Annotated in this window: 15 protein-coding genes; 11 read left to right on the forward strand and 4 right to left on the reverse strand. The window is 68.6% G+C overall.

What is annotated here, in order from left to right:
- Positions 1 to 170: 170 nt before the first annotated feature.
- On the forward strand, positions 171 to 1775 hold the full coding sequence (locus ACQPWW_RS10160; protein ID WP_433131376.1) for an arabinofuranosidase catalytic domain-containing protein: 1605 nt from the start codon (positions 171 to 173) through the stop codon (positions 1773 to 1775).
- Positions 1776 to 1932: 157 nt separating this feature from the next.
- Here the strand turns inward: ACQPWW_RS10160 and ACQPWW_RS10165 are convergent, their stop codons facing one another.
- Entirely contained in the window at positions 1933 to 3321 is a 1389-nt protein-coding gene (locus ACQPWW_RS10165) for an extracellular catalytic domain type 1 short-chain-length polyhydroxyalkanoate depolymerase (RefSeq protein ID WP_433131378.1), read from the reverse strand.
- A gap of 265 nt (positions 3322 to 3586) precedes the next feature.
- Here ACQPWW_RS10165 and ACQPWW_RS10170 point away from each other — a divergent pair, with 265 nt between their 5' ends.
- Together ACQPWW_RS10170 and ACQPWW_RS10175 are read left to right on the forward strand one after the other, a co-directional pair.
- The gene (locus ACQPWW_RS10170) at positions 3587 to 4585 is read left to right on the forward strand and encodes a PaaX family transcriptional regulator (protein WP_433131380.1); all 999 of its coding nucleotides are present in this window, start codon (positions 3587 to 3589) and stop codon (positions 4583 to 4585) included.
- A 575-nt stretch (positions 4586 to 5160) separates the two neighbouring features.
- Positions 5161 to 6630 (forward strand): endo-1,4-beta-xylanase, encoded by a 1470-nt coding sequence (locus tag ACQPWW_RS10175; protein WP_433131382.1) that lies wholly within the window; start codon positions 5161 to 5163, stop codon positions 6628 to 6630.
- 266 nt (positions 6631 to 6896) lie between these two features.
- Here the strand turns inward: ACQPWW_RS10175 and ACQPWW_RS10180 are convergent, their stop codons facing one another.
- Positions 6897 to 8633 (reverse strand): family 43 glycosylhydrolase, encoded by a 1737-nt coding sequence (locus ACQPWW_RS10180; RefSeq protein ID WP_433131384.1) that lies wholly within the window; start codon positions 8631 to 8633, stop codon positions 6897 to 6899.
- 580 nt (positions 8634 to 9213) lie between these two features.
- Here ACQPWW_RS10180 and ACQPWW_RS10185 point away from each other — a divergent pair.
- Entirely contained in the window at positions 9214 to 10599 is a 1386-nt protein-coding gene (locus tag ACQPWW_RS10185; RefSeq protein WP_433131386.1) for an RICIN domain-containing protein, read from the forward strand.
- A 74-nt stretch (positions 10600 to 10673) separates the two neighbouring features.
- On the opposite strand, the gene ACQPWW_RS10190 is transcribed toward ACQPWW_RS10185, so the two are convergent.
- Positions 10674 to 11444, reverse strand: coding sequence for a FadR/GntR family transcriptional regulator (locus ACQPWW_RS10190; RefSeq protein ID WP_433131388.1), 771 nt, complete (start codon positions 11442 to 11444; stop codon positions 10674 to 10676).
- Between the two features lie 257 nt (positions 11445 to 11701).
- Here ACQPWW_RS10190 and ACQPWW_RS10195 point away from each other — a divergent pair, with 257 nt between their 5' ends.
- From ACQPWW_RS10195 to ACQPWW_RS10225, 7 genes are all read left to right on the forward strand, one after another.
- Positions 11702 to 12853, forward strand: a complete 1152-nt coding sequence (locus ACQPWW_RS10195) for an ABC transporter substrate-binding protein (protein WP_433131390.1) — start codon at positions 11702 to 11704, stop codon at positions 12851 to 12853.
- Positions 12854 to 12864: 11 nt separating this feature from the next.
- Positions 12865 to 13839: a carbohydrate ABC transporter permease gene (locus ACQPWW_RS10200; RefSeq protein WP_433131392.1), complete on the forward strand. Its 975-nt coding sequence runs from the start codon at positions 12865 to 12867 to the stop codon at positions 13837 to 13839.
- A complete protein-coding gene (locus ACQPWW_RS10205) occupies positions 13839 to 14666 on the forward strand; it encodes a carbohydrate ABC transporter permease (RefSeq protein WP_433131394.1) in 828 nt (275 codons plus the stop codon). Before ACQPWW_RS10200 ends, ACQPWW_RS10205 begins: the two co-directional genes overlap by 1 nt.
- 1 nt (position 14667) lies before the next feature.
- On the forward strand, positions 14668 to 15891 hold the full coding sequence (locus ACQPWW_RS10210) for a mandelate racemase/muconate lactonizing enzyme family protein (protein ID WP_433131396.1): 1224 nt from the start codon (positions 14668 to 14670) through the stop codon (positions 15889 to 15891).
- A gap of 110 nt (positions 15892 to 16001) precedes the next feature.
- The gene (locus ACQPWW_RS10215) at positions 16002 to 17027 is read left to right on the forward strand and encodes a zinc-dependent alcohol dehydrogenase (RefSeq protein WP_433131398.1); all 1026 of its coding nucleotides are present in this window, start codon (positions 16002 to 16004) and stop codon (positions 17025 to 17027) included.
- A complete protein-coding gene (gene kduD, locus ACQPWW_RS10220) occupies positions 17024 to 17785 on the forward strand; it encodes a 2-dehydro-3-deoxy-D-gluconate 5-dehydrogenase KduD (RefSeq protein ID WP_433131400.1) in 762 nt (253 codons plus the stop codon). The genes ACQPWW_RS10215 and kduD overlap by 4 nt, the downstream gene beginning before the upstream one ends.
- Before the next feature lie 73 nt (positions 17786 to 17858).
- Positions 17859 to 18866: an aldo/keto reductase gene (locus ACQPWW_RS10225; protein WP_433131402.1), complete on the forward strand. Its 1008-nt coding sequence runs from the start codon at positions 17859 to 17861 to the stop codon at positions 18864 to 18866.
- Between the two features lie 86 nt (positions 18867 to 18952).
- On the opposite strand, the gene ACQPWW_RS10230 is transcribed toward ACQPWW_RS10225, so the two are convergent.
- The gene (locus ACQPWW_RS10230) at positions 18953 to 22495 is read right to left on the reverse strand and encodes a ThuA domain-containing protein (protein ID WP_433131404.1); all 3543 of its coding nucleotides are present in this window, start codon (positions 22493 to 22495) and stop codon (positions 18953 to 18955) included.
- Positions 22496 to 22753: the final 258 nt, after the last annotated feature.

Consider the following 22753-nt stretch of genomic DNA (forward strand, 5'->3'; position numbering starts at 1 on the left):
GCAGGTGACGCGCTGACTGTCCGCCCAATGGTCAGCGCGTCACCGGGCACCGCATTCATTGACATAAATAAAACAAAGGTCATACGATTCGCTGCGATTCGCCATCGCCACCACCCGCCCGTGGCGCGTCGACGATCCCCCGCGCATCCACGACTCCGAGGAGCCACCTCGTGCGAACCCCGTCCCGTAGTGGGCCAGGAACAGCCCGCGACCTCATCCCGAGACGCCAACGCGTCCGACGTTTGACCCTCCTGGCTGGCGCACTGGCCGGGGTGCTCGTCGTCGTCGGCATCGGCGTCGGCACCACCCCCGCCAGCTCGCCCTTCGCCGCCGAGGCCGCCGCGGCGGCCACCATCGAGCCGGGGCAGAGCACCCGGATCGTCGGCACGCCGTCCGGTCGCTGCCTGGAGGTGCCCAACTCCAGCACCACGAACGGCACCCAGACCCAACTCTGGGACTGCAACGGCGCCTCCGGCCAGACCTGGACCTGGACGTCGAGCAAGCAACTCCAGGTGTACGGCAACAAGTGCCTGGACGCCTCCGGCCGGGGCACCACCAACGGCACCCAGGCGATCATCTGGGACTGCAACGGCCAGAACAACCAGCAGTGGAACGTCAACAGCAACGGCACCATCACCGGCGTGCAGTCCGGGCTCTGCCTCGACGCCAACGGCGCCGGCACCGCGAACGGCACCAAGGTCATCCTCTGGGCCTGCAACGGGGGCGCCAACCAGCAGTGGGCCTCGCCGAACACGCCGCCGACCAGCGTGCCGCCGACCACCGCGCCGCCGACCAGTCCGCCGCCGGGCGGCGCGCGCCCGTGCGACATCTACGCCTCCGGTGGCACTCCGTGCGTCGCGGCGCACAGCACGACGCGGGCGCTCTACGCGGCGTACACCGGCAACCTCTACCAGGTCCGGCGCTCGTCGGACAACACGACCCGCAACATCGGGGTGTCCGGCGCGGGCGGCACCGCCGTCGCGGCGACGCAGGACTCCTTCTGCTCCGGCACCACCTGCGTGATCACTGTCGTGTTCGACCAGTCCGGGCGCGGGAACGACCTCTGGTACCAGGGGTCGAGCGTGGTTCCGGGCAGCCCGCAGAGCCGGCCGGCGGTCGCGACGACCGAGTCGCTGTCCGTGGGTGGCGCCAAGGCGTACTCGCTCTACATCAACCCGGGCAACAGCTACTGGCGCGACGGACACCTCACCGGGGTACCGACCGGGTCCGCTCCCGAGGGCATGTACATGGTGACAAGCGGCACCCACGTCAACAGCGGCTGCTGCTTCGACTACGGCAACAGCGAGACGACGCGCAAGGCCGACGCCGCGGGAGCGATGGACGCCATCAACTTCAGCAAGCAGTGCTGGTTCGGCGGCTGCTCGGGCAGCGGGCCCTGGGTGCAGGCGGACCTCGAGTGGGGTCTCTTCCCCGGCGGCAGTCAGAGCTGGAACCCGAACCAGCGCGCCTTCACCAGCAAGTTCGTGACCGCGACCCTCAAGAACAACGGCACCAGCCGCTTCGCCATCAAGGGCAGCGACGCCCAGTCCGGCAGCCTCTACACGCTGTACGACGGCTCGCTCCCGCCCGGATACAGCCCGATGAAGAAGCAGGGCGCGATCATTCTGGGCAGTGGTGGTGACTGCTGCAAGCCCGACGGCGGCGCGAACCTGAGCGCCGGCACGTTCTACGAGGGGGCCATGGTCGCCGGCTACCCGTCCGACGCGGTCGAGAACGCCGTGCAGGCGAATGTCGTGACCGCCGGCTACCGCTGACCCGGCAACGACGTCAGAACGACACGTGCGCCGGTCACCAGCGGGTGGTGACCGGCGCACGCTCTCGTCGACGCCCGCCGGCTCAGGCCGGCGGCCACGGACGGCGACGCTCCGGGGAGGTACGGGTGGCCTGCCCTCCCCGGAGTGCCGTCCGGTGTCAGGCCACCGAGCAGGACGCGCCGTTGAGGGTGAACGAGTTCGGCTTGGCGGTGTTACCGGTGTGCGTGGCCTGGAAGCCGACGGTCACTGATCCGTTGGCGGGTATGCCGGCGTTGTAGGCGACGTTCCTGGCCGTCACCTGCCCCGAGTTCGGCGAGTAGGAGGCGTTCCAGCCCGAGGTGATGGTCTGGCCCCCGGGCAGGGTGAACACCAGGAACCAGCCGTTGACGGCACTGCTGCCGGTGTTGGTGACCGTGATGTTCTCGGTCAGCCCGTTGTTCCAGGCGTTGACGGCGACGGTCACCCGGCAGGCGCCGGAATCCGGCGGCGGGGTCGTCGGGTTGGGCGGCGGCGTCGTCGGGTTGGGTGGCGGGGTCGTGGGGTTCGGCGGCGGCGTTGTCGGGTTGGGCGGCGGGGTCGTCGGGTTCGGCGGCGGCGTGGTCGGGTTGGGCGGGTTGGACAGGCCGAAGAACCCGATGGCGGCCGCGGCCATGCCGCTGGCGGGCAGACTGTGCCCGGCGCCCTGGATGCTGTACGCCTCGACCTGAACCGTGCCGCTGCTGTCGGCGTACCTGCGCCGGTTCCAGTTCGGCTGCGGGGTGTCGGTGGAGGTGGGTGTCTGGCTCAGCCCGAACACGTTCGTCCACTGCTCGATCGACTCCTGCAACAGCGAGTACGGCACGAGGGTGTCGTTGGTGCCGTGCCACAACTGGATGCGGGGGCGGGGCCCGGAGTAACCGGGGTACGCCTGGCGGACCGCGTCGCCCCACTGTTGCGGCGTACGGTTCATGTTCCCGCCGGTGCACTGGCTGCTGGTGGGCGGGTAGTCGGCCGCGTTGGCGAAGCAGTTGAACGGCACCCCCATGAACGCGGCGCCAGCCTTGAACACGTCGGGATAGAGGGCCAGCATGTGGTTGGTCATCATGCCGCCGGAGGAACTGCCGGTGGCGTAGACCCGGTCCGGGTCGGCGGCGTACTGCTGTTGCACGTGTCGGACCATCGAGACGATCGACACCGGGTCGCTGCCGCCGCCGCGCCGCTTGGCCGCGTCCGACCAGACGTCGAAGCAGTTGCCGAACCCGGCCTGTTGGGTCGCGGATGGGTAGATCACGATGAATCCGTACCGGTCGGCCAGACTCGCGAACTCGCTGCCGGAGTAGAAGCCGGGGCCAGACCCGCCGCAGCCGTGCATGGCCACGATGGTCGCCGGCCTGGCCGGGCGGTTGTCCGGCACGTAGACGTGCATCCGCATCCGGCCCGGGTTGTCGCCGAAGCTTGTCACCTCGGTCAGTGATGCCGCGTAGGCGGGTTGCATCGCGGGGACCGCCAGGCCGGCTGCCATCAGCGACACGGCGAGGGTGAGCAGCAGTTTCCTTCTGATTCTCAACGGACGACTCCTTCGATTGCCTGTGCAGGCGTGAGTGGCCGCGCGATCCGGTCGCGGGTGTGCCCGAGGCCCGCGGTGATCGCGCGATGCCCGCTACCGGTGGCTCGCCCCGCCCGACTCCGGACCACATCGCGTGGCGATAAGTGTTCTCCTCGGACCAACAAGTGTCAATCGAAGGACTTCTATCGATCGCCGACCACCCAAGCCCGCTCGGCGGCGGTCCGTCTACAGTCGTCACACCGTCCCTGAAGAGCACGGAGCGCCTGTGGCAAGCCCGTTCGACATCGACGAGATATATCCCGGCGACGGAGACCAACCGCTCCGGCTGCCCCGGCGGCAGGTCGGCAACTCGCCCCAGGGTGTCGCGGTGACCCTGCTGGCGGACTACACCCTGCGGACCCGTGCCGCGCTCCCGTCCGCCGCCATCGTCGCGCTGCTCGCGGAGACCGGGGTGACAACGGCCGGCGCGCGGACCGCGATCAGCCGGCTGGCCCGCCGTGGCGTCCTGGAGGGCAGCCGGCTGGGACGACGCAGCTCCTACCGGCTCAGCCGCGCGGCGGCTGCCAACCTCTCCGCTGGCGGCCACTGGATCCTCGCCTCGACCGGCTCGACAGTGCCGTGGGACGGGTGTTGGACGATCGTCGCGTTCTCGCTGCCGCAGGACCGGAGTGCCCAGCGCCGGGCCCTCCGCGCTCAGCTGCGGTGGCTCGGATACGCGCCGTTGTACGACGGACTGTGGATCTCGCCGGACGAGCTGACCCCCGCTGCTCGCGCGCAGCTCGACCAGCTCACCCTCGGTGCGGTCACGGTGTTCCGCGGCCGGCAGACCGCGATCGGGTCGGCCATCCACCGCGCCCCGATCGAAGCCTGGGACATCGCGGAGATCGGCCGGAGCTACCAGGCGTTCCTCCGCCACTGGACGGCGGTGCTGCCCCGGGTGATCGCCGGGGAGATCGACGGCGCGGCCGCGGTGCGGGCGCGGACCGAGATCATGGACACCTTCCGGCGTTTTCCCGTTCTCGACCCGCAGCTGCCCCTGGAACTCCTGCCGGAGAAGTGGCTCAGGAGGCCGGCGCGGGAGTTGTTCGAGGCCGTCTACGACGGCCTCGCGGCACCGGCCGAGCGCCACGTCCGGGCGGTCGTCGCGCGGTTCGCCGACGGCGAGCTGCCCGGCATCGAGGCCCACACCACCGCCGACATCCTGGCCGGAGTGCGCCCCCGCCGTGAACCCGGCGAAATCGGCTCTCGGTGGATCCGCTGGTAGCTGATCCGCCGTCCTGTGAGCGATAACAGAGTCATCGTGATCGGCGCGTGCAGGAGGTGCTGCCGGCGCGGCTGACTCCTCACCAGGGCAGCGCGTCGAGACGACGGTGACGAGGCAGGCTTCGGCGGAACCTGAGCTCGACAACATCGATCCGGGCTTATGTTACGTCTTGACGAACGGCATGTTATCGCTCACCCTCGATATCGAGGAAGGCAGCACCTGTGGCTCACCGGGCGAGCCGCTGTCGCACCTCACGATGACGACGTTCCGCAGGGCATGCGAACGTCGATCACGCACCCCTCGGCAGCGGCGTCAGCCTGCCGGACGACAGGTGTCGGTACAGGCCGGCGCAGGATGCTCATCCCGGTTCCTCGCCACAGGAGGATCATGACTTCGTTTTCGGCGCGGGCTCACCCGTCCCCGACCGGGTCGCTCATCGACACGGTCGACAGTGACAGCACCGCTGCCAACCCGAGCTGAGCGCGTCGTGATCCACGCCAGCCTTCCCGGACCAACTCTGGCAAGACAGTGGCACGTCCCCCACCACCGTTGCGACACCATCGAAAAGGAACGACATGAAACCCAAGAGAACTCTGCTGGCGGCGGCGACCCTCGCCGTCGCCCTCACTGCGGGCATGACGGCGGTGCTCGCCCCCACGGCCAGCGGCGCCGGCACGACCCTGAAGGCGGCGGCGGCCGAGAAGGGCCGCTACTTCGGTGCGGCCGTCGCGACGAACAAGCTCTCCGACAACGCGTACGTGACCATCCTGAACCGCGAGTTCAACAGTGTCGTGCCCGAGAACGAGATGAAGTGGAGCTCCACCGAGCCGCAACAGGGCGTGTTCACCTACTCTGGCGGTGATCGGCTGGTCAGTCACGCGCAGGCCAACGGCATGAGCGTGCGGGGTCACACGTTGTTGTGGCACGCACAGCAGCCGGGCTGGGCGCAGGGCATGTCGGGCAGCGCGTTGCGCAACGCGGCGATCAACCACGTCACGCAGGTGGCGACCCACTTCCGGGGCAAGATCTACGCGTGGGACGTGGTGAACGAGGCGTTCGCCGACGGTGGTAGCGGTGGGCGGCGTGACTCGAACCTGCAGCGCACCGGTAACGACTGGATCGAGGCGGCGTTCCGGGCGGCGGATGCGGCGGATCCGGGTGCGAAGTTGTGTTACAACGACTACAACACCGACGGGATCAACGCGAAGTCGACGGGGATCTACAACATGGTGCGGGACTTCAAGTCCCGTGGTGTGCCGATCGACTGCGTGGGTTTCCAGTCGCACCTGGGCACGTCGTTGGCCAGTGACTATCAGGCCAACCTGCAGCGTTTCGCCGATCTCGGTGTGGACGTGCAGATCACCGAGCTGGACGTGATGACCGGCGGCAACCAGGCGAACATCTTCGGCGCGGTCACCCGCGCCTGTCTGGCCGTCTCGCGTTGCACCGGCATCACCACCTGGGGTGTGCGGGACTGCGACTCGTGGCGCGGGTCGGACAACGCCCTGCTCTTCGAGTGCAGCGGCACCAAGAAGGCGGCGTACACAAGCGTCCTGAACGCCCTCAACGCCGGCTCGACCACGCCCACCACGCCCCCGCCGAGCAGCGGGGTGGACACCACTGCCTGGTACGTGTTGCTGAACCGCAACAGCGGTAAGGCGCTGGATCTGTACGCCTCGGCGACCAACGACGGCGCCCGGATCAGTCAGTGGTCGCGGAACAACGGTACGAACCAGCAGTGGCAGTTCGTGGACTCGGGGGGCGGCTACTACCGGCTGAAGTCCCGCCTCTCCGGCAAGGTGTTGGACGTCTCCAACTTCTCCACCGCCGACGGTGCGGCGATCGTGCAGTGGACCGACGGCAACGGCACGAACCAGCAGTTCCGCCTCGCCCAGTCGGCCGATGGTTACCAGCGCCTACTCAACCGCAACAGTGGCAAGGCCGTCGAGGTGCAGGGCGCGTCCACCGCCGACGGCGGAAACATCGTCCAGTACAGCGACTGGGGCGGCACCAACCAGCAGTGGCAACTGGTCCGCATCGGCTAGCGACCGGCCTGATCCAGCCGAGGAGGTCCGCACTCAGGACGGGGCCGTGGACGCGGCGATGGGCACACGCCATCCGCTGTGGCTGCCAACCATCTCGATGTGCTGGTGGGCGGTATACCTCAGAGGTATGAATATGACTCTGAGGTATACCGCTCCTTACCGCATCCACCCCCGACGCGGGTGACCGACGGTCACCGCCGGCCGTCGGCGTCCAGCGGGAAACCGTAGCGGCCCGCCCCATCCATCGGGGCGGGCCGCTACGACTGTCAGCTGGCCGTACAGCTCAGGCTGGTGGGCGGCTGGCTGCCGCCGCTGAGGTAGCCCACCGTGGTGGATGCTCCGGCCGCGAGCTGCCCGTTGTAGCTGGCGTTTGTCACTGTCACCTGGCTGCCCTGTTGGCTGAAGCTGCCGTTCCAGACCTGGGACACCGTCTGGCCGGTGGGGAAGGTGGCGGTCACCCGCCAGCCGGCGATCGGGACGGAACCGGCAGTGATGGTGAACCTGCCCTCGAAACCGCCCTGCCAGGAGTTGACCACCGCGTTGGCGACCCCACAGGACTGTCCGTCCGGGAGCGTCGGGGTGGGCGTCGGCGTCGGCGTGGTGGTGGGCGTGGGCGTCGGGGTTGGCGTGGGGGTCGGCGTGGGGGTCGGTGTCGGCGTCGGATCGACGCCGGTACCGCTGAACTGCCACCAGTTGATGTTGAACAGGGTGCCGGTGCCGCCGGCGAAGCGCAGATACAGGTCATGGGTGCCGGTGGCGCCGTTCACCGCGCAACTGGTGGTGGTCCAGGCCTGCCAACCGCCGGTGCCCGCGACAGCGCAGGTCCCGACGAGCGGGCCGGTGGCACTGTCGAGACGGACCTCGATGCGCCCACCACTGCTCGCCGACGCGACCCGGGCCGTGAACGACGACGCGCCCGCGCCGAACGCCACACCCTTGACCTTGACGTAGTCGCCGTTCTCGATCCAACCGACGTTCATCCCACCCTCGGTGGAGACCTCCGTCTCGATCCCCGAACCCCACGCGATCGTCTCGGCCTCCTGCCGCACGTACGGATTCAGCGTGCCCACCTGCGGCACCCCCGCGGTACTCATCGTGATCGTCGGGAACGTGCCGTTGGAGTTGTACGAGAACTTCTCCACCGCCACCGACCGGGTGTAACCACCACCACCGGGCAACGCCCCGTTGTGATAGAAGAAATACGACCCACCACCAAAATCGACGACCCCGGCGTGATTGGTGAAACTAGCGCCCTGCCGCGCCATGATCGTCCCCCGGTACGTCCACGGCCCCGTCGGACCAGGCGCCGTCGAGTACGCGATGAACTCCGAACAACACTCCGCCGCGAACACGTTGTAATACAACCCGTTGCGCTTGAACACCCACGGCCCCTCCTCATACAAGGTCGGCCGACTCGCGTTACCACTACGCGTACCGAACCCCGCAGTGGTCAACGCGATCCGCGTCGCGCTCCCCGAGTAGGAAACCATGTCCGCGTTCAACCGCACATACCACAGACCCGGATTACCCCAGTACAGATACGCCTGCCCATCATCATCGATGAACACCGTCGGATCGATCTCGTTGTTCCCCACCAACGGCCGACCGATCGCATCCCGAAACGGACCCGTCGGCGAGTCCGCCACCCCCACCCCGATGACCATCTGCCCGTTCGACCGCTGCCGCACCGGCACGTACCAGTAGAACTTCCCGTTCCGCGCCACCACCTGACCAGCCCACGCGTTGGCATCCGCCCACGCGAACGTCGCCAAACTCATCGGCGAACCATGATCAGTCCAATTCACCATGTCCGCCGACGACCACACCCGCCAGTCCCTCATCGTGAAATACGTCGAGCCATCCTCATCATGACCCGTATACAGATACACCCGACCGTTGTACACCAACGGCGCCGGATCAGCCGTATAAATATGCTGAACAATAGGATTGTCCGCCTTCGCCGCGCTAGCGGGAAGCAATGTCGAGACGAGGAGCAGGCTCACCAGCCATGCGGCCGCGCGCCTCAGTCTGAGAAGTGGTGATGGTGCGCATTTCACTGGTGCCTCCGGGTTGGGTGTGGTGGTGCGGGGTGGAAGGGGCACCGGTGCGATGCCGGTGTCCGAGCATCGGACGCACCCGTGCCGTGGCCACGAACCACCGGTCCACGCCCGGCCCTCGGCTGCCCTGGGTGACGTCATGCCCGAGGTGCGACAACCGCGGCTCGCCCGGTCAGCCATCGTCGGCACATCGCCCTCGTCCATCGACTGTGAGCGATAACATGAGCTGCGTCAAGTCGCCGTAGGACGGCCGGAGCGGTGGGTCCCAGCCAGCTGTCCGAGCCGTCGCGGGCGGCGCCTCCGATAGACGTCGGTCGTTTGACGTATGACGTCGTTAGCGCTAATTTCCAGACGCGGGCGGCGCGGCTGCGAGGTCGGTTGCCGGCCTGGCCGGACACGTACTCCGGTGGCCGCGCCTCGCCCGCGCACCCCCCGACGTGCTGACGCCACCACCAACGCTGGCACGCACCCCCAGGGCACGCGCGTGCGTTCTGCTCGTGGGTGACCCCGACCGAAGGAGTGGACCATGAAGGCCATCGGTGAGGTTCGTCCCGCCTCTCCACCGAGACGTCGCTTGCGGTCCGGGTTGGCCGCCGCGGCGGCCGCGATCATGGCGGCCGGCACACTCGTCGCGGTCGACGCGGCGCCCGCGGCGGCGGCGACCGTGGACACCAATGCCTGGTACGCCCTGGTGAACCGCAACAGCGGCAAGGCGCTGGATCTGTACGCCTCGGCCACCAACGACGGCGCCCGGATCAGTCAGTGGTCGCGGAACAACGGCGCGAACCAGCAGTGGCAGTTCGTGGACTCCGGGGGCGGCTACTACCGGTTGAAGTCCCGGCACTCCGGCAAGGTGCTCGACGTCAGCAACTTCTCCACCGCCGACGGTGGGGCGATCGTGCAGTGGTCCGACCTCAACGGGACGAACCAGCAGTTCCGGCTGGCCGACTCGGACGGCGGCTACGTCCGGCTGATCAGCCGGCACAGCGCCAAGGCCGTGGAGGTGCAGGGCGCGTCCACCGCCGACGGCGCCAACATCGTGCAGTACGCGGACCACAACGGCACCAACCAGCAGTGGCAGCTCGTCCGCACCGACGGCGGCGACCCGCCACCGTCGGGTGGCAGCGGGTGCGGCAAGGCGCCGACGCTGTCCAGCGGCACGTACACGATCCAGAGCAACGGCAAGAGCCGCACCTTCATCCTGCGGGTGCCCAGCAACTACAACAACAGCAACCCGTATCGGCTGATCTTCGCGTTCCACTGGCGCGGCGGCACGATGCAGGAGATCTCCTCCGGTGGCACCAGCGGGACCCCGTGGTCCTACTACGGGCAGCAGGAGCAGTCGAACAACAGCGCCATCCTGGTGGCGCCCCAGGGGTTGGGCAACGGCTGGGGCAACGCCGGTGGTGAGGACATCACCTTCGTGGATGACATGATCAGCCGGATCGAGAGCGGCCTCTGCGTCAACCCGCGGCAGCGGTTCGCCCTCGGCTTCAGCTGGGGTGGCGGCATGAGCTACGCCGTCGCCTGCGCGCGGGCCAACGTCTTCCGCGCCGTCGCGGTCATCTCGGGCGGGCAGATCAGCGGTTGCAGCGGCGGTACGCAGCCCATCGCGTACTTCGGGCTGCACGGCATCTCGGACAACGTCCTGAGCATCTCGGGGGGCCGGGCGTTGCGCGACACGTTCGTCCGGAACAACGGCTGCGCCGCCCAGAACCCGCCCGAGCCGGGGGCCGGCAGCCGCACGCACATCACGACCACGTATTCGGGCTGCCGATCCGGTTACCCGGTCCAGTGGGCCGCGTACGACAACGGTCACATGCCCGGTCCGGTGGACGGCACGTATGCCGAGAGCGGCATCACGACCTGGACCAAGGGTGAGATCTGGAGGTTCTTCGCGCAGTTCTCCTGAGGCTGGTCGGCCTCGGCTTCGGCGGCGCCTGCTCCCGTACCTCGGGGGCGGGCGCCGTCGTGTTTCCGCGACCGTCAGCGTTGCAGACGGACCGGCTTGCCCGAACCGCTGCGGCGGACCAGCCAGGCCTCGGTGATGTGGGTGAACATCGCCTCGGCGGCGCCCTCGGAGTCGTGCGCGGCGATGCGCTCGTAGATGCGCCGGTGGCCCCGGTTGGAGGCCACGCACAGGGAGCGTTCGGTCCGGCCCATGTAGCGGGCGGTGTTGATGACCTGACTCTCCAGCGCGCGTACGACGCCGCGGGCGATGCGGTTCCCGGACGTCTGCATGATTGCGTCGTGGAAGGCCCGGTCGTGCTCGTGGTAGGTGACGTGGTCGTCGACGAGCTCGTCCATCCGGTCCACCATGGCGTGCAGTCGGTCGATGGTCTGCGCCTCGGCGAGCCGGGCGGCGACGTTCGCCATGTCGGATTCCAGCACGCGTCGGGTGACGACGAGATCGTCGAGTATGGCGAGGCTGTCGTCCTCGGCGATGGTGGCCCCGAGGACGAGCTCGTCGAGCATGTCCCACTGTGAAGCGGGGGTGACCATGGTGCCGGCGCCCTGGCGCACCTGCACCAGCCCCTTCTCCTGAAGGATCTTGACGGCCTCCCGGACGACCGTCCGGCTCACCGAGAAGGTCTCGCAGAGGATCGGTTCGGGAGGTAGGGACGTTCCGGACGGATGTACGCCGCGGACGATGCGCTCCACCAGTTCGGCGGTGACCGCGCGGGCCAGGTTGGTCGGCCGACGCACCCATGCCGGTGTCACCGGGCTGTTCAGGGCCGTCTCCTGCGATGGCGTCATGTCCCCTCCGAAAAGCTCGCCGTGGCACGACGTCTGGCTCAGTGTACGGCTGAGTATTGACGTCACACGTCATACGAGTTACGTTCCGGGCAACATTGGCACGGCGGCGCGACCGCCGGCCACCCCACTTTCTGAGGTGACAACTGATGAGACAGCGCGCTATATGGTCGGCCGTCCTCGTTGTGGGCCTGGCCCTGGCCGGTTGCGGAAGTGCTAGCGATTCAAGCTCGTCAAGCGGGTCGGACAGCAAGCTCGTGGTGTGGGACTGGAAGTCCGGCGAGACGTTCGCCAAATCCTATCTGGACAAGGCTAAGGCTGACTTCAAAAAGAAGCACCCGAATGTCGAGGTCGAGTTCGTCGCCCAGCCCTTCGACCAGTACTACACGCTGCTCGGTGCGGCGATCCAGTCCGGCAAGGGCCCGGACGTCATGCTGTTCAACGGCGGCGGCCAGATCCGCGACCGGGTGGACGCGTTGGTGCCGATCACCGACTACGTGGCCGAGGACAAGCAGCGGCTGGCCGGGTGGGAGGCGTTCACCAAGGACGGCAAGGTCTACGCCGGGCCGGTGACGCTGCAGGGCTACCCCATCTACTACAACAAGGAGATCTACCGGAAGGCCGGCCTCGACCCGGCGACCCCGGCCGCCACCTGGGACAAGTTCGTCGCCGACTGCGCCGCCATCGCCAAGGCCGGCTCCAAGTGCTTCGCCCTCGGCAACAAGGAGGGCGTCGGCATCCAGTTCTGGCTCTCCAGCATGGGGTCGGTCACCCTCACCGCCGCGGAGTACGACGCCTGGATCACCGGCAAGCGCGACTGGACCTCGCCGAACGTCAAGCGGATCTTCCAGACCTGGAAGGAGACCGGCGACCGGAAGATGAACAGCGACGGGGCCAACTCGACGGCGATGTTCAACGACTCGTTCGCGTACTTCCAGTCCGGTAAGGCCGCCCACGTCATGGGTCTGATGTCGGACGTCGGGCACTGGAAGGACTTCAACGAGTTCCTGACCGCGGAGAAGCTCGGCGTCATGAAGCCTCCGGTCGTCACCGCCGGCACCACCCCGAGCCTCCCGTACGACGGTGGCATCGGCTACGGGGTCGCCAAGTGGACCAAGGACCCGAAGGTGGCCGCCGACCTGGTGCGCTCCCTGACCTCGGCGGAGGCGCTGAAGGCCTTCTACGCCGACGCCGGCGCGATCGTCGCCGACACCACGATCGACGTGTCCCAGAACGGCCCGGCCGTCTCCACGATCGTCAGCGATCTGAAGACCGGCAAGCCCGCGCTGCACGTGGCGCTCTCCTCGAAGACGATCGACCTGATGGGGCGGCTGTCCCAGCAGCTGCTCAGCGGTTCGATCACCGTCGACGAGGTGGTGAAGCAGTTGGCCGCTTCCGACCAGGCGGGCTGACCCTCGTGTCAATGGGAAACACGCAACCGTCGGTCCGTCTGGCTCAGGCCGGACGGGCCGGCGGGCCGGCGGGCACCCCCGCCGTACATCGGCATGGTGCACAGCCTCGTCGCACCCGTAACGGCCTGCGGGCCGAACGCTTCGCCCCCTACATTCTGGTCGCTCCGGCCGTCCTGATCATCGTGGTGCTGCGGCTCTATCCGCTGCTCCTCGGCGTCAACTTCTCCTTCACCGGCGACGGTGCGCAGAACGGGTCGGCGGTCGGGTTCGGCAACTACCGTGAGCTGTTCCACGATCCGCTGTTCCGGACCGCGCTGAGCAACGTCGGGCTGCTTGTGCTGTTGCTCCCGGTGGCGGTGGCGATCCCCGGCCTGCTCGCGACGTTCATCTACCTGCGGGTTCCGGGCCACCGCTTCTACCGCAGCGTCTACTTCTTCCCCGCGGTGCTCTCGCCGGTCATCGTCGGCGCGATCTTCAACCTGCTGCTCGCCTTCGACGGCCCCCTCAACGCCGTCCTCGGCTCGTTCGGCATCAGTCCGGTGGACTGGCTCGGTGACCCGGACCTGGCGATGTTCATGGTGGTGGGCGTGCACATCTGGGCCACCTTCGGGATGGCCCTGGTGGTGTTCCTCGCCGGCTTCGCCACCCTGGACCCCGCGCTCCTGGACGCCGCCCGGGTGGACGGGGCGTCGCTACGCCAGGTGGTCTGGCACGTGATCATCCCGAGCCTCTCGCGCACCATCCAGTTCGTCTTCGTCACCACGATGATCGGGATGCTGACCTCGATGTTCGGGTTGCTCTTCGTGATGACCAGCGGCGGACCGGAGGGTTCGACCTACCTGCCGGAGTACTACATCTGGATCCAGCAGGGCCAGATGAACCGACCGGCGCTCGCGTCGGCCGCCTCGACGATCCTCTTCATCATCATGCTCGTGGTGGGGATGTTGCAGATCAAGCTGCTCGAACGATCCGGAAAGGAGGATTGATGTCTCGGGTCCGCCTGGGATGGTGGTTCGTCGCCATCCCCATGTCACTGCTCGCGCTGGCGACGATCTACCCGCTGCTGTTCACCGCCAACGTCGCGATGAAGACGCGCCGTGAATACATCCTCGACCGGTTCTCCCTGACCGACGCCCTGCGCTGGGAGAACATCAGCACGGCGTGGAGCAGCGTCGGCATGGGCCGATACTTCGTCAACTCGCTGCTCGTGGTGACGGTGTCGGTGATCCTGCTGCTGCTGCTCGGGTCGATGGCCGGCTTCGCGTTGAGCCAGCTGCGGTTCCGTGGCTCGTCGGCGTTGTTCCTGGGTTGCCTCGCGGGACTCTTCATCCCGTTCCAGGTGATCATGGTGCCGTTGTCCCGGATCATGGCCGACACGGCGCTCATCGACACGTACCCCGGTCTGGTCCTCGTCTACGTGGCCCAGTTCCTGCCCTTCACCGTGTTCCTGATGACGAGCTACTACCGGGGGATCCCGTCGGAGATCGTCGATGCCGCCCGGATCGACGGCAACACCGTGTACGGCGTGTACCGCCGGATCATGTTGCCGCTGGGCACCCCGGCACTGCTGTCGGTCGGCATCCTCAACGCCCTGTTCTGCTGGAACGACGTCCTCATGGCACTGGTGATGATGCCCTCGGCCGACCACCGGACGCTGATGATCGGGGTGACCTCGTTGCGGGGGCAGTACTCCGACAACATTCCCACCTTCGCCTCCGGGGTGCTGATCGCCGCCATACCCGTCCTGTTGGTTTACCTGTTCCTCCAGCGCCAAATTGCCGACGGCGTGGCCGCCGGTTCCACGAAGGGTTAACATGCGGATCACGGGATATCGGACGCTCACCACGGTCCAGGAGTGGGGGCGGCCCGTCGGCGACGCCAACGGGGTGTTCGCCGACGGGGTGGTTCCGGTCTCGATCGTCATCGTCGACACCGACGAGGGCGTCTCGGGAGTCGGCCTCGGGCCGCACGTCGAGATCGAGCGGATCTTCGCAGCCATCGAGGGCGAAGACCCCCGTGCCGTGACGACGCTGTACGACCGGATGTTGCGGCACACCTTCAAGGCGGGCCACGCCGGCCCGGTGTTCGGCACCATCGGCGCACTGGACACCGCGCTCTGGGACATCAAGGCGCAGGCCGCCGGCGAGCCGCTGTGGCGGCTGCTGGGCGGACGTGACCGGCGGGTCAACGCCTACGCGTCCGGCCTGGACATCGGGCTCACCGACGACGAACTCGTCGCGGAGTACGAGGTCTACGCCAGCCACGGCCTGCGCGCCGCGAAGCTTAAGGGTGGTCTCGACATCGAGCGCGACCGGCACCGCCTCACCCTGGTCAGGGAGGTCCTGACCGAGGCGGGGCACGGCCGGCGACCGGGTCTGATGCTCGACGTCAACGAGGCATGGACGCGCAAGCAGGCCGTCCGGCACGTCTGCGAACTCGAACGCTCCCTCGACCTCATCTGGATCGAGGAGCCCGTCCGACGGTGGGACGCCGAGGGCCTCGCCACCGTCAGCCGAGGAGTCAGCGCGTCGGTCGCCACCGGGGAGAACCTCACCGGGCTCGAACAGTACCGTCCGCTGCTCGCCGCCGGCGCTGTCGACGTCGTCCAGATGGCCGCCGTCTGGGGCGTCACCCACTTCCTGCGGGCATCCGCCCTGGCGCACGCGTACGACCTGCCGGTCAGCCCGATCGGCAACAGCCCGATCGGGCTGCTGCACGCCGCGACCTCGGTGCCGAACCACCTGACCAGCGAGTTGCAGGACCTGCATCCACCGGTCGGCATCTCCGTCGACCTGCACGTCGAGGACGGCGCCTTCATCCTCGGCGACGCGCCCGGACTGGGTGTCCGCATCGACGAGGAGCGGATCCGGACGGCCGACCACCGCGCGCAGGCGCAGACGGCCGACAGCCCCAACGTCCGGCCGGAGCGGGCCGGCCGGCGGCTACTGGCCGGAATCGACGGAGTTGTCCCCACCCGCCAGGTGCCCGTCGTGCCGCTGAACTACCGCAACGAGGTGTCGCCCACCGCGCGACACTGAGCTGACCGCCAGAAAAAACAGAGAGCGCGTGGGTGCACCGCCGTCGCGGTGCACCCACGGCCATGTCCGGTCGGCACGACCGACGTGCCGGCCGTCGAGACGGAGGATCGATGAAGGCAGTCGTCTACCGGGGAGCGCGAGACCTCGGAATCGAGGATCGCGACCCGGTCCCGCCGGGTCCCGGCCAGGTGCGGATCGAGGTGGCGTACACCGGGATCTGCGGCACCGACCTGCACATCTACCACGGAGACATGGATGCTCGGGTCGGTGACTCCGCGATCATCGGGCACGAGATGTCCGGCCGGATCGCGGCCGTCGGGCCGGACACCACCGGCTGGCACGTCGGACAGCCCGTCACCGTGTTGCCGACGCGTCCGTGTGGGCAGTGCGCCGCCTGCCAGCGCGGGCACTCTCACGTCTGCCACGCCATGAACTTCCTCGGCATCGACTCGCCGGGCGCCATGCAGTCCTACTGGACCGTGCCGGCGGACCTGGTGCTGCCGCTCCCCGAGGAACTGCCGCTCGACCACGCGGCGCTCGTCGAGCCGGTCGCGGTCGCCGTGCACGACGTCCGCCGGGGGAACGTGACCGCCGACGACCAGGTGGTCGTGGTCGGCGGTGGGCCGGTCGGGACGCTCATCGCCGTTGTCGCGAAGGGCCGCGGCGCGCGGGTGCTCCTCGTCGAGCCGGATCCGTTCCGGCGCGAGGTGGCGGCCGGGATCGGGATCGACACCGTCGACCCGGGCGCGACCGATGTCGTGGCGCTTGTCAACGACCGGACCAACGGCGCGGGCGCCGACATCGCCTTCGAGGTGTCCGGCTCCGCCGGTGGCGTCACCACGGCGGTCGACGTCCTCACCACCCGCGGTCGGCTGGTGATGGTGGCGATCCACCCGCGGCCCCGCGAGGTCAACCTGCACCGCTTCTTCTGGCGTGAGCTGGAACTTCTCGGCGCGCGGTTGTACCAGCGCGACGACATGGTGGAGGCGATCCAGTTGGTCGCCTCGGGCGCGATCCCGGCGCGACAGCTCATCTCCCGGGTGGAGCCGGTCGAGGCGGCCACCGCCGCCTTCGCGGCACTGGAGGGTGGCGGCGTGATGAAGGTGCTGCTCGATCTGCGGGAGGGAAACAAGTGACAGCCCTGTTCGACCTGTCCGGCCGCGTCGCCGTCGTGACCGGCGCCCGGCGCGGCATCGGCCTCGCCATGGCCGAGGCCCTGGCGCTGGCCGGCGCCGACATCGTGGGCGTCTCCGCCCAGCTCGAATCGGAGGGCAGCGAGGTGGAACGCCGGGTGCGGGCCGCCGGCCGCCAGTTCACCGCGCTGCGGGCCGATCTCGGCGACCGCGCGGCCGTACACCAGTTGGCCCGGGACCTCACCGCTCTCGGGCCGATCGACGTCCTGGTGAACAACGGCGGCACGATCGCCCGCACACCGGCCGCCGAGCACCCGGACGAGATGTGGGACCACGTCATCGAGGTGAACCTCAGCAGCCAGTTCATCCTGAGCCGGGAGATCGGCCGGACGATGGTCGAGCGTGGCCGCGGGAAGATCATTTTCACCGCCTCGCTGTTGAGCTTCCAGGGCGGCATCACCGTCCCCGGCTACGCCGCCTCGAAGTCGGGCATCGCCGGGCTCACCAAGGCGCTGGCGAACGAGTGGGCGGCCCACGGGGTGAACGTCAACGCCATCGCCCCCGGCTACATCGCCACCGACAACACCCAGGCGCTGCGCGACGACCCCGACCGCAACCAGGCGATCCTCGCCCGGATCCCGGCTGGCCGGTGGGGTCGCGCCGACGATCTCGGCGGTGCCACGGTGTTCCTGGCGTCGTCGGCGTCGGACTACGTCAACGGGGTAGTGCTGCCCGTCGACGGCGGCTGGATGGGCCGATGATGGGCCGGCCGGTGCCCCCGGTGAGCCTGGTCGGCGACCACCCGGGCAAGCCCGTACCCGCGACGGCGGCGTCATGAGGGCGCGGGCGCTGCCGCGTCGCCCCCGGGTGCGTCTCACCGAGCTGGGGTTCGGCGCGGCCCAGGGCGGCAACCTGTACCGGGGGACGACGGACGAGGAGTTCGCCGCGGCGGTCGACGCGGCGTGGGAGGCCGGCGTCCGGTACTACGACACCGCCCCGCACTACGGACTCGGGCTGTCCGAGCGCCGCCTCGGCGCCGCGTTGCGGCATCGGCCGCGCGACGAGTACGTGGTGTCGTCGAAGGTCGGACGGATCCTGGTGCCCTCGCCCGAGAACGCGCACCTGCGCGACTCCGAGGGGTTCGACGTTCCCGCCACTCACCGCCGGGTGTGGGACTTCAGTCGCGACGGGGTTCTCCGCTCGATCGAGGCCAGCCTCGAGCGCAGCGGACTGGACCGGATCGACATCGTCTACCTGCACGACCCGGACGACCACTGGGAGCAGGCCGCGTACGAGGCCGTGCCGGCCCTTGTCGACCTACGTGAACAGGGCGTCGTGGGCGCCATCGGTGCCGGGATGAACCAGTCGGCGATGCTGGCACGGTTCGTGCGGGAGACCGACGTCGACGTGATGATGTGCGCCGGCCGGTACACCCTGCTCGAACAGGGGGCGGCGGACGACCTGTTGCCCGCCGCCGAGGAGCGCGGGGTGGGCGTGGTCATCGCCGGCGTCTACAACTCGGGGCTGCTGTCCCGGGACCAGCCGCCGGCCGATGCCGTCTACAACTACCAGCAGGCCCCGGCCGAGCTGATCGAGCGGGCACGGCGGATCGCCGCGGTCTGCGAGACGTACGGGGTGACCCTGCCGCAGGCGGCACTGGCCTTCGTTCGTCGGCGCCCGGCGGTGGTGTCGACAGTGGTCGGTGTCCGCACCGAGGGGCAGGTGACCGAGACGGTACGACGCTCCGCCGTTGCCGTACCCGAGGAGCTGTGGGCCGCCCTGACCGCGGCCGGGCTGCTCGCCGTGGCGCCCGGTCCGGGCGCTGCCGAGCAGCCGAACTGACGACCGACGTCCCGGCCGGGACCGGCTCCGATCATCGGATACCGGTCCCGACCGGGACGTCAGCCGTTACCGCGACAGCCGCAGGGTCAGAGCGCGGTGAACCGCCACTGCTGGTTCGTCGCATTGGTGCAGTTCCACTGCAACACGCGGGCGCCGTCGGCCGTCGAAGCGCCGTTGACATCCACGCAGAGCCCGCTCAGCACACTCTTCACCGTGTACACGCCGGAGGTTCCGGTCGCGGTGGCGGTGAACTTCTGCTGGTTGCCGTTGTTGCAGGTGGCCTGCTGGAGGAAGGCACCCGCCGCGGTCGAGCTGCCGACCACCTCGACACACTTGCCGCTGTGCACCGCCTTGAGGTAGAGCGCGCCGTTACCGGCGTCGACCGCCTGCCACCTCTGGTTGTTGCCACCGGTGGACGCCCACTGGGTGATCTGGGCGCCGTCGGCGGTGGAGACCCCGCTGACGTCCATCAGCTTGTTGCTGTGCTGCGCCGTGAGCGTGTAGGTCTTGCCCGCCAGGCCGCCGCCGGTGCCGGGTGTCCCGACGCCGTTGCCGCCGAAGGTGTGCGAGTCCAGGTCGAACGAGTTGTTGGCGTTCTTGAACACCATGTAGAGCGTCTGGGTCCCACTGCTGGCGGCGACGCTCACCGGTGTCGTGGACTGGTAGTTGTCCCAGCCACCGGTGCTCGGCACCGTGGTGGTGGCCAGCAGGGTGCCGGTCGGCGAGCCGGCGCGCAGCTCGATCGAACCGCCACCGGAGGGCGACGACAGCCGGTAGCTGACCGTCGAGATGCCCGACAGGTTCATCGGGCTGAACGCGATCCAGTCGTTCGTGGAGATGTCACCGACGCGCTTGGTGCTCTCCGCTGCAGCCTGGTCGACGACCCGGACCCCGGACTGGCTGCTGAAGTACTCGGACTGCTTGTGCTTCGGTTGCAGGATCGCCTGTGCGGTGCCGGTGAGCGGGGACCCGCCCCCCGAGCCGCCGTTGTCGGTGTACCGCGCGTTCAGCACGTAGAACAGGTTGGCGCCGTCGGGGTGCCCGCCGAGCAGGTCGGTGGAGATGGTGCCCGAGCAACCCGGGTACTCGGTGGTCTCGTGCGCGTGGTCGTCGTGACCCAGCGCCGGGTTGAGGAACACCTTCGAGCAGTCGACGGTGCCGCCGTCCGGATCGGTCACGGTGATCTGGTACGGCACCTTGTCACCGAAGGTCAGCATGCCACCGTTGCCCGGTGTGGTGATGGTGACCACCGGGGCGCTGTTGCCGACGGTGATCGGGACGTTGGCGAAGCCGGTCTTACCGGTGCTGTCGGTGACCTTCAACTGGGCTGTGTAGTTGCCGTTGGAGGTGTACACCTTCGACGGGTTGGCCGCCGTGGAGGTGGTGCCGTCGCCGAACGTCCACAGGTAGCTCAGCGTGTTGCCGTCCGGGTCGGACGTGCCCGCGCTGCTGAACTGGACGGTCAGCGGCGCGCTACCGCTGGTGGGCGTGCCGGTGGCCTTGACGATCGGGGACCGACCGCCCTGGATGTAGTCGATCCGGTAGAGCCCGGAGTCGCTGTTGCCGCCGCCGAAGTTGGTGCCCCACTCCAGCAGGTAGAGCGAGCCGTCCTTGCCGAACTCCATGTCCATCGGCTTGTTGAACCCGGTGCCGGGCAGGAACGGGTTGGTGCGGGTCACCGCCGAGGAGGAGTCGAAGTGCACCTCCTTGATGTAGTTGCGCGCCCACTCGTAGAAGAAGTGCACCCCGTCGTAGTAGGGCGGGAACTTCGTCGCGGACGGGTTCGACGCGTCGTACCGGTAGACCGGGCCGCCCATCGGCGCCGAGCCGCCGGAGCCGAGCTCCGGGAAGGTCGTCGAGGCGGGGTAGCCATACCAGATGTTCGGCATGACGACCGGCTTCAGGTTGACCAGACCGGTGTTGTTCGGCGAGTTGTTGACCGGCGCCGAGCAGTTGAACTTCGCGCCGACGACGCCGGTGTCCGGGTTGTACGGCGCGTACGGCTGGTTGTTGCCGTGGCAGAACGGCCAGCCGTAGTTGCCGGGCGTCTTGATCACGTTCAGCTCGACGAGGCCCTCGGGGCCACGGTTGGTGGTGGGCGGGTTGCGGTCCGGCCCGTAGTCGGCCAGGTAGACCCAGCCGTTGGCGGGGTCGATCGAGAACCGGAACGGGTTGCGGAAGCCCATCGCGTAGATTTCCGGCTTGGTCTGCGCGGTGCCCTGGGGGTAGAGGTTGCCGCTCGGGATGGTGTAGCTGCCGGTGGCCCCGGGGCGGATGCGCAGCAGCTTGCCGCGCAGGTCGTTGGTGTTACCCGCGCTGCGGGCGGCGTCCAGGTTGGACTTGCCCGAGCGCCAGTCCAGCGGGGCGTAGCCCTGCCAGTTGGGGTCGAGGTTCGGCGGCGTGTCGTCGCCGGTGCCGATGAAGAGGTTGCCGTCCGGACCGAACTCGATGTAACCGCCGGTGTGCCCGGGCTCCGGGAACGTCCGGTCCCGGTACGCCGGGATGTCGATGATCGTCACACCGCTGGACATGTTCAGCGTGTCACCGCTCATCGTGTAGCGGGAGACCCGGTTGACGTCGGTCGAGCTGCTCGCCGGCGAGTGGTAGAGGTACACGTACCCGTTCGTGGCGAAGTTGGGGTCCAACGCCATACCGGTGAGGCCGTCCTCGCCGCCGGTGTAGACGCTCAGCGTGCCGGCGGTGACGGTGCTGTTCGTGGACGGCTTGAAGACCTTCAGCTGCCCGCCGCGCTGGGCGTAGAACACGCGCCCGTCCGGGGCCACGGCCATCGCCATCGGGTCGACGGTGTTGTCGTCAAGGGTGCGCTTCTCGAAGTTGCCCCAGACGGTGCCGCCGCAGTCGCCGGGTGCGTTGCCGGCGGCCCACTTGATGCCACCGAGGACGTGGTTGCGGAAGTTCGTTTCGCTGTAGGAGTCGATCGCGTGGCCCATCGCGGTGGCCCACACCCGCCCGCCGCCGGTGTCCCGACACCAGGAGATCGGGTGGTCCGGGCCCATCGCCCGGGATCCCGGGTTGTAGGTGCGCTCGTCGGCGGTCACCAGAACGTGCACCTTGCCGCGCGGGTTGGAGTCGAAGTTGTACCACTCCTCGCTGCGGTTCCACCGATCCGGCAGCCCGGCCGTCGACGGGTGCTGCTTGTCGGCGACGATCGCGGTGCCGGGCAGCACGCCGGGGGAGTGCTCGGGCATGTGGGCGCCGCCGTTGATGGTCTGGTCCCACCACGGGTACTCGGACTCGATGCCCATGTCGGTGGCGTTGTGGATGGCGACGATGCCCTTGCCGCTGGCGAGGTAGCCCTCCACCGCCTGGCGCTGGGAAGCCGAGGTCCAGACCATGCCGGAGGTCTGGAGCATGACGATCACGTCGAAGGTCGCCAGGTTGCTGGCGGTGAAGACGCTCGAGTCCTCGGTCGCCACCACTTCGAAGTTGTTCGCGGTGGCCTGCTGCTGGAGCATGCTGATCCCGGCGGGGATCGAGTCGTGCCGGTAGCCGGTGGTCTTGCTGAACACCAGGGCGCGGAAGGCGGGGGCCGCCGAAGCGGGTGGGGCGAGTCCGAGGGCCAGCAACAGGCCCGCGATCACCGAGATGATCATCGTATTGCGACGCATGGCGTCTCCTAGGTTGGACGGGCAACTCCGATTGCGCCCACGGGCCCACGCTGCGTCAGGTTGTGCCTGGACGCAGGGGTGGGCACGAGTGCGCTGGTCTGTCCTCGTGCCGTTCGCCGAAACGGCAGTCAGACCCGCGGGACATCACAGAGGGTGATGGCGGCTGTGGTGCGTGTCCCGTGGTCCACGAGGTCAGGATGAGCCAGAAATAGATGGGTGTCAATGAATGGGGTAACGTCCGACGTCTTGCCCTGATGA

The organism is Micromonospora sp. CA-240977, from assembly GCF_050942285.1.
In the GTDB taxonomy this organism is placed as follows: domain Bacteria; phylum Actinomycetota; class Actinomycetes; order Mycobacteriales; family Micromonosporaceae; genus Micromonospora.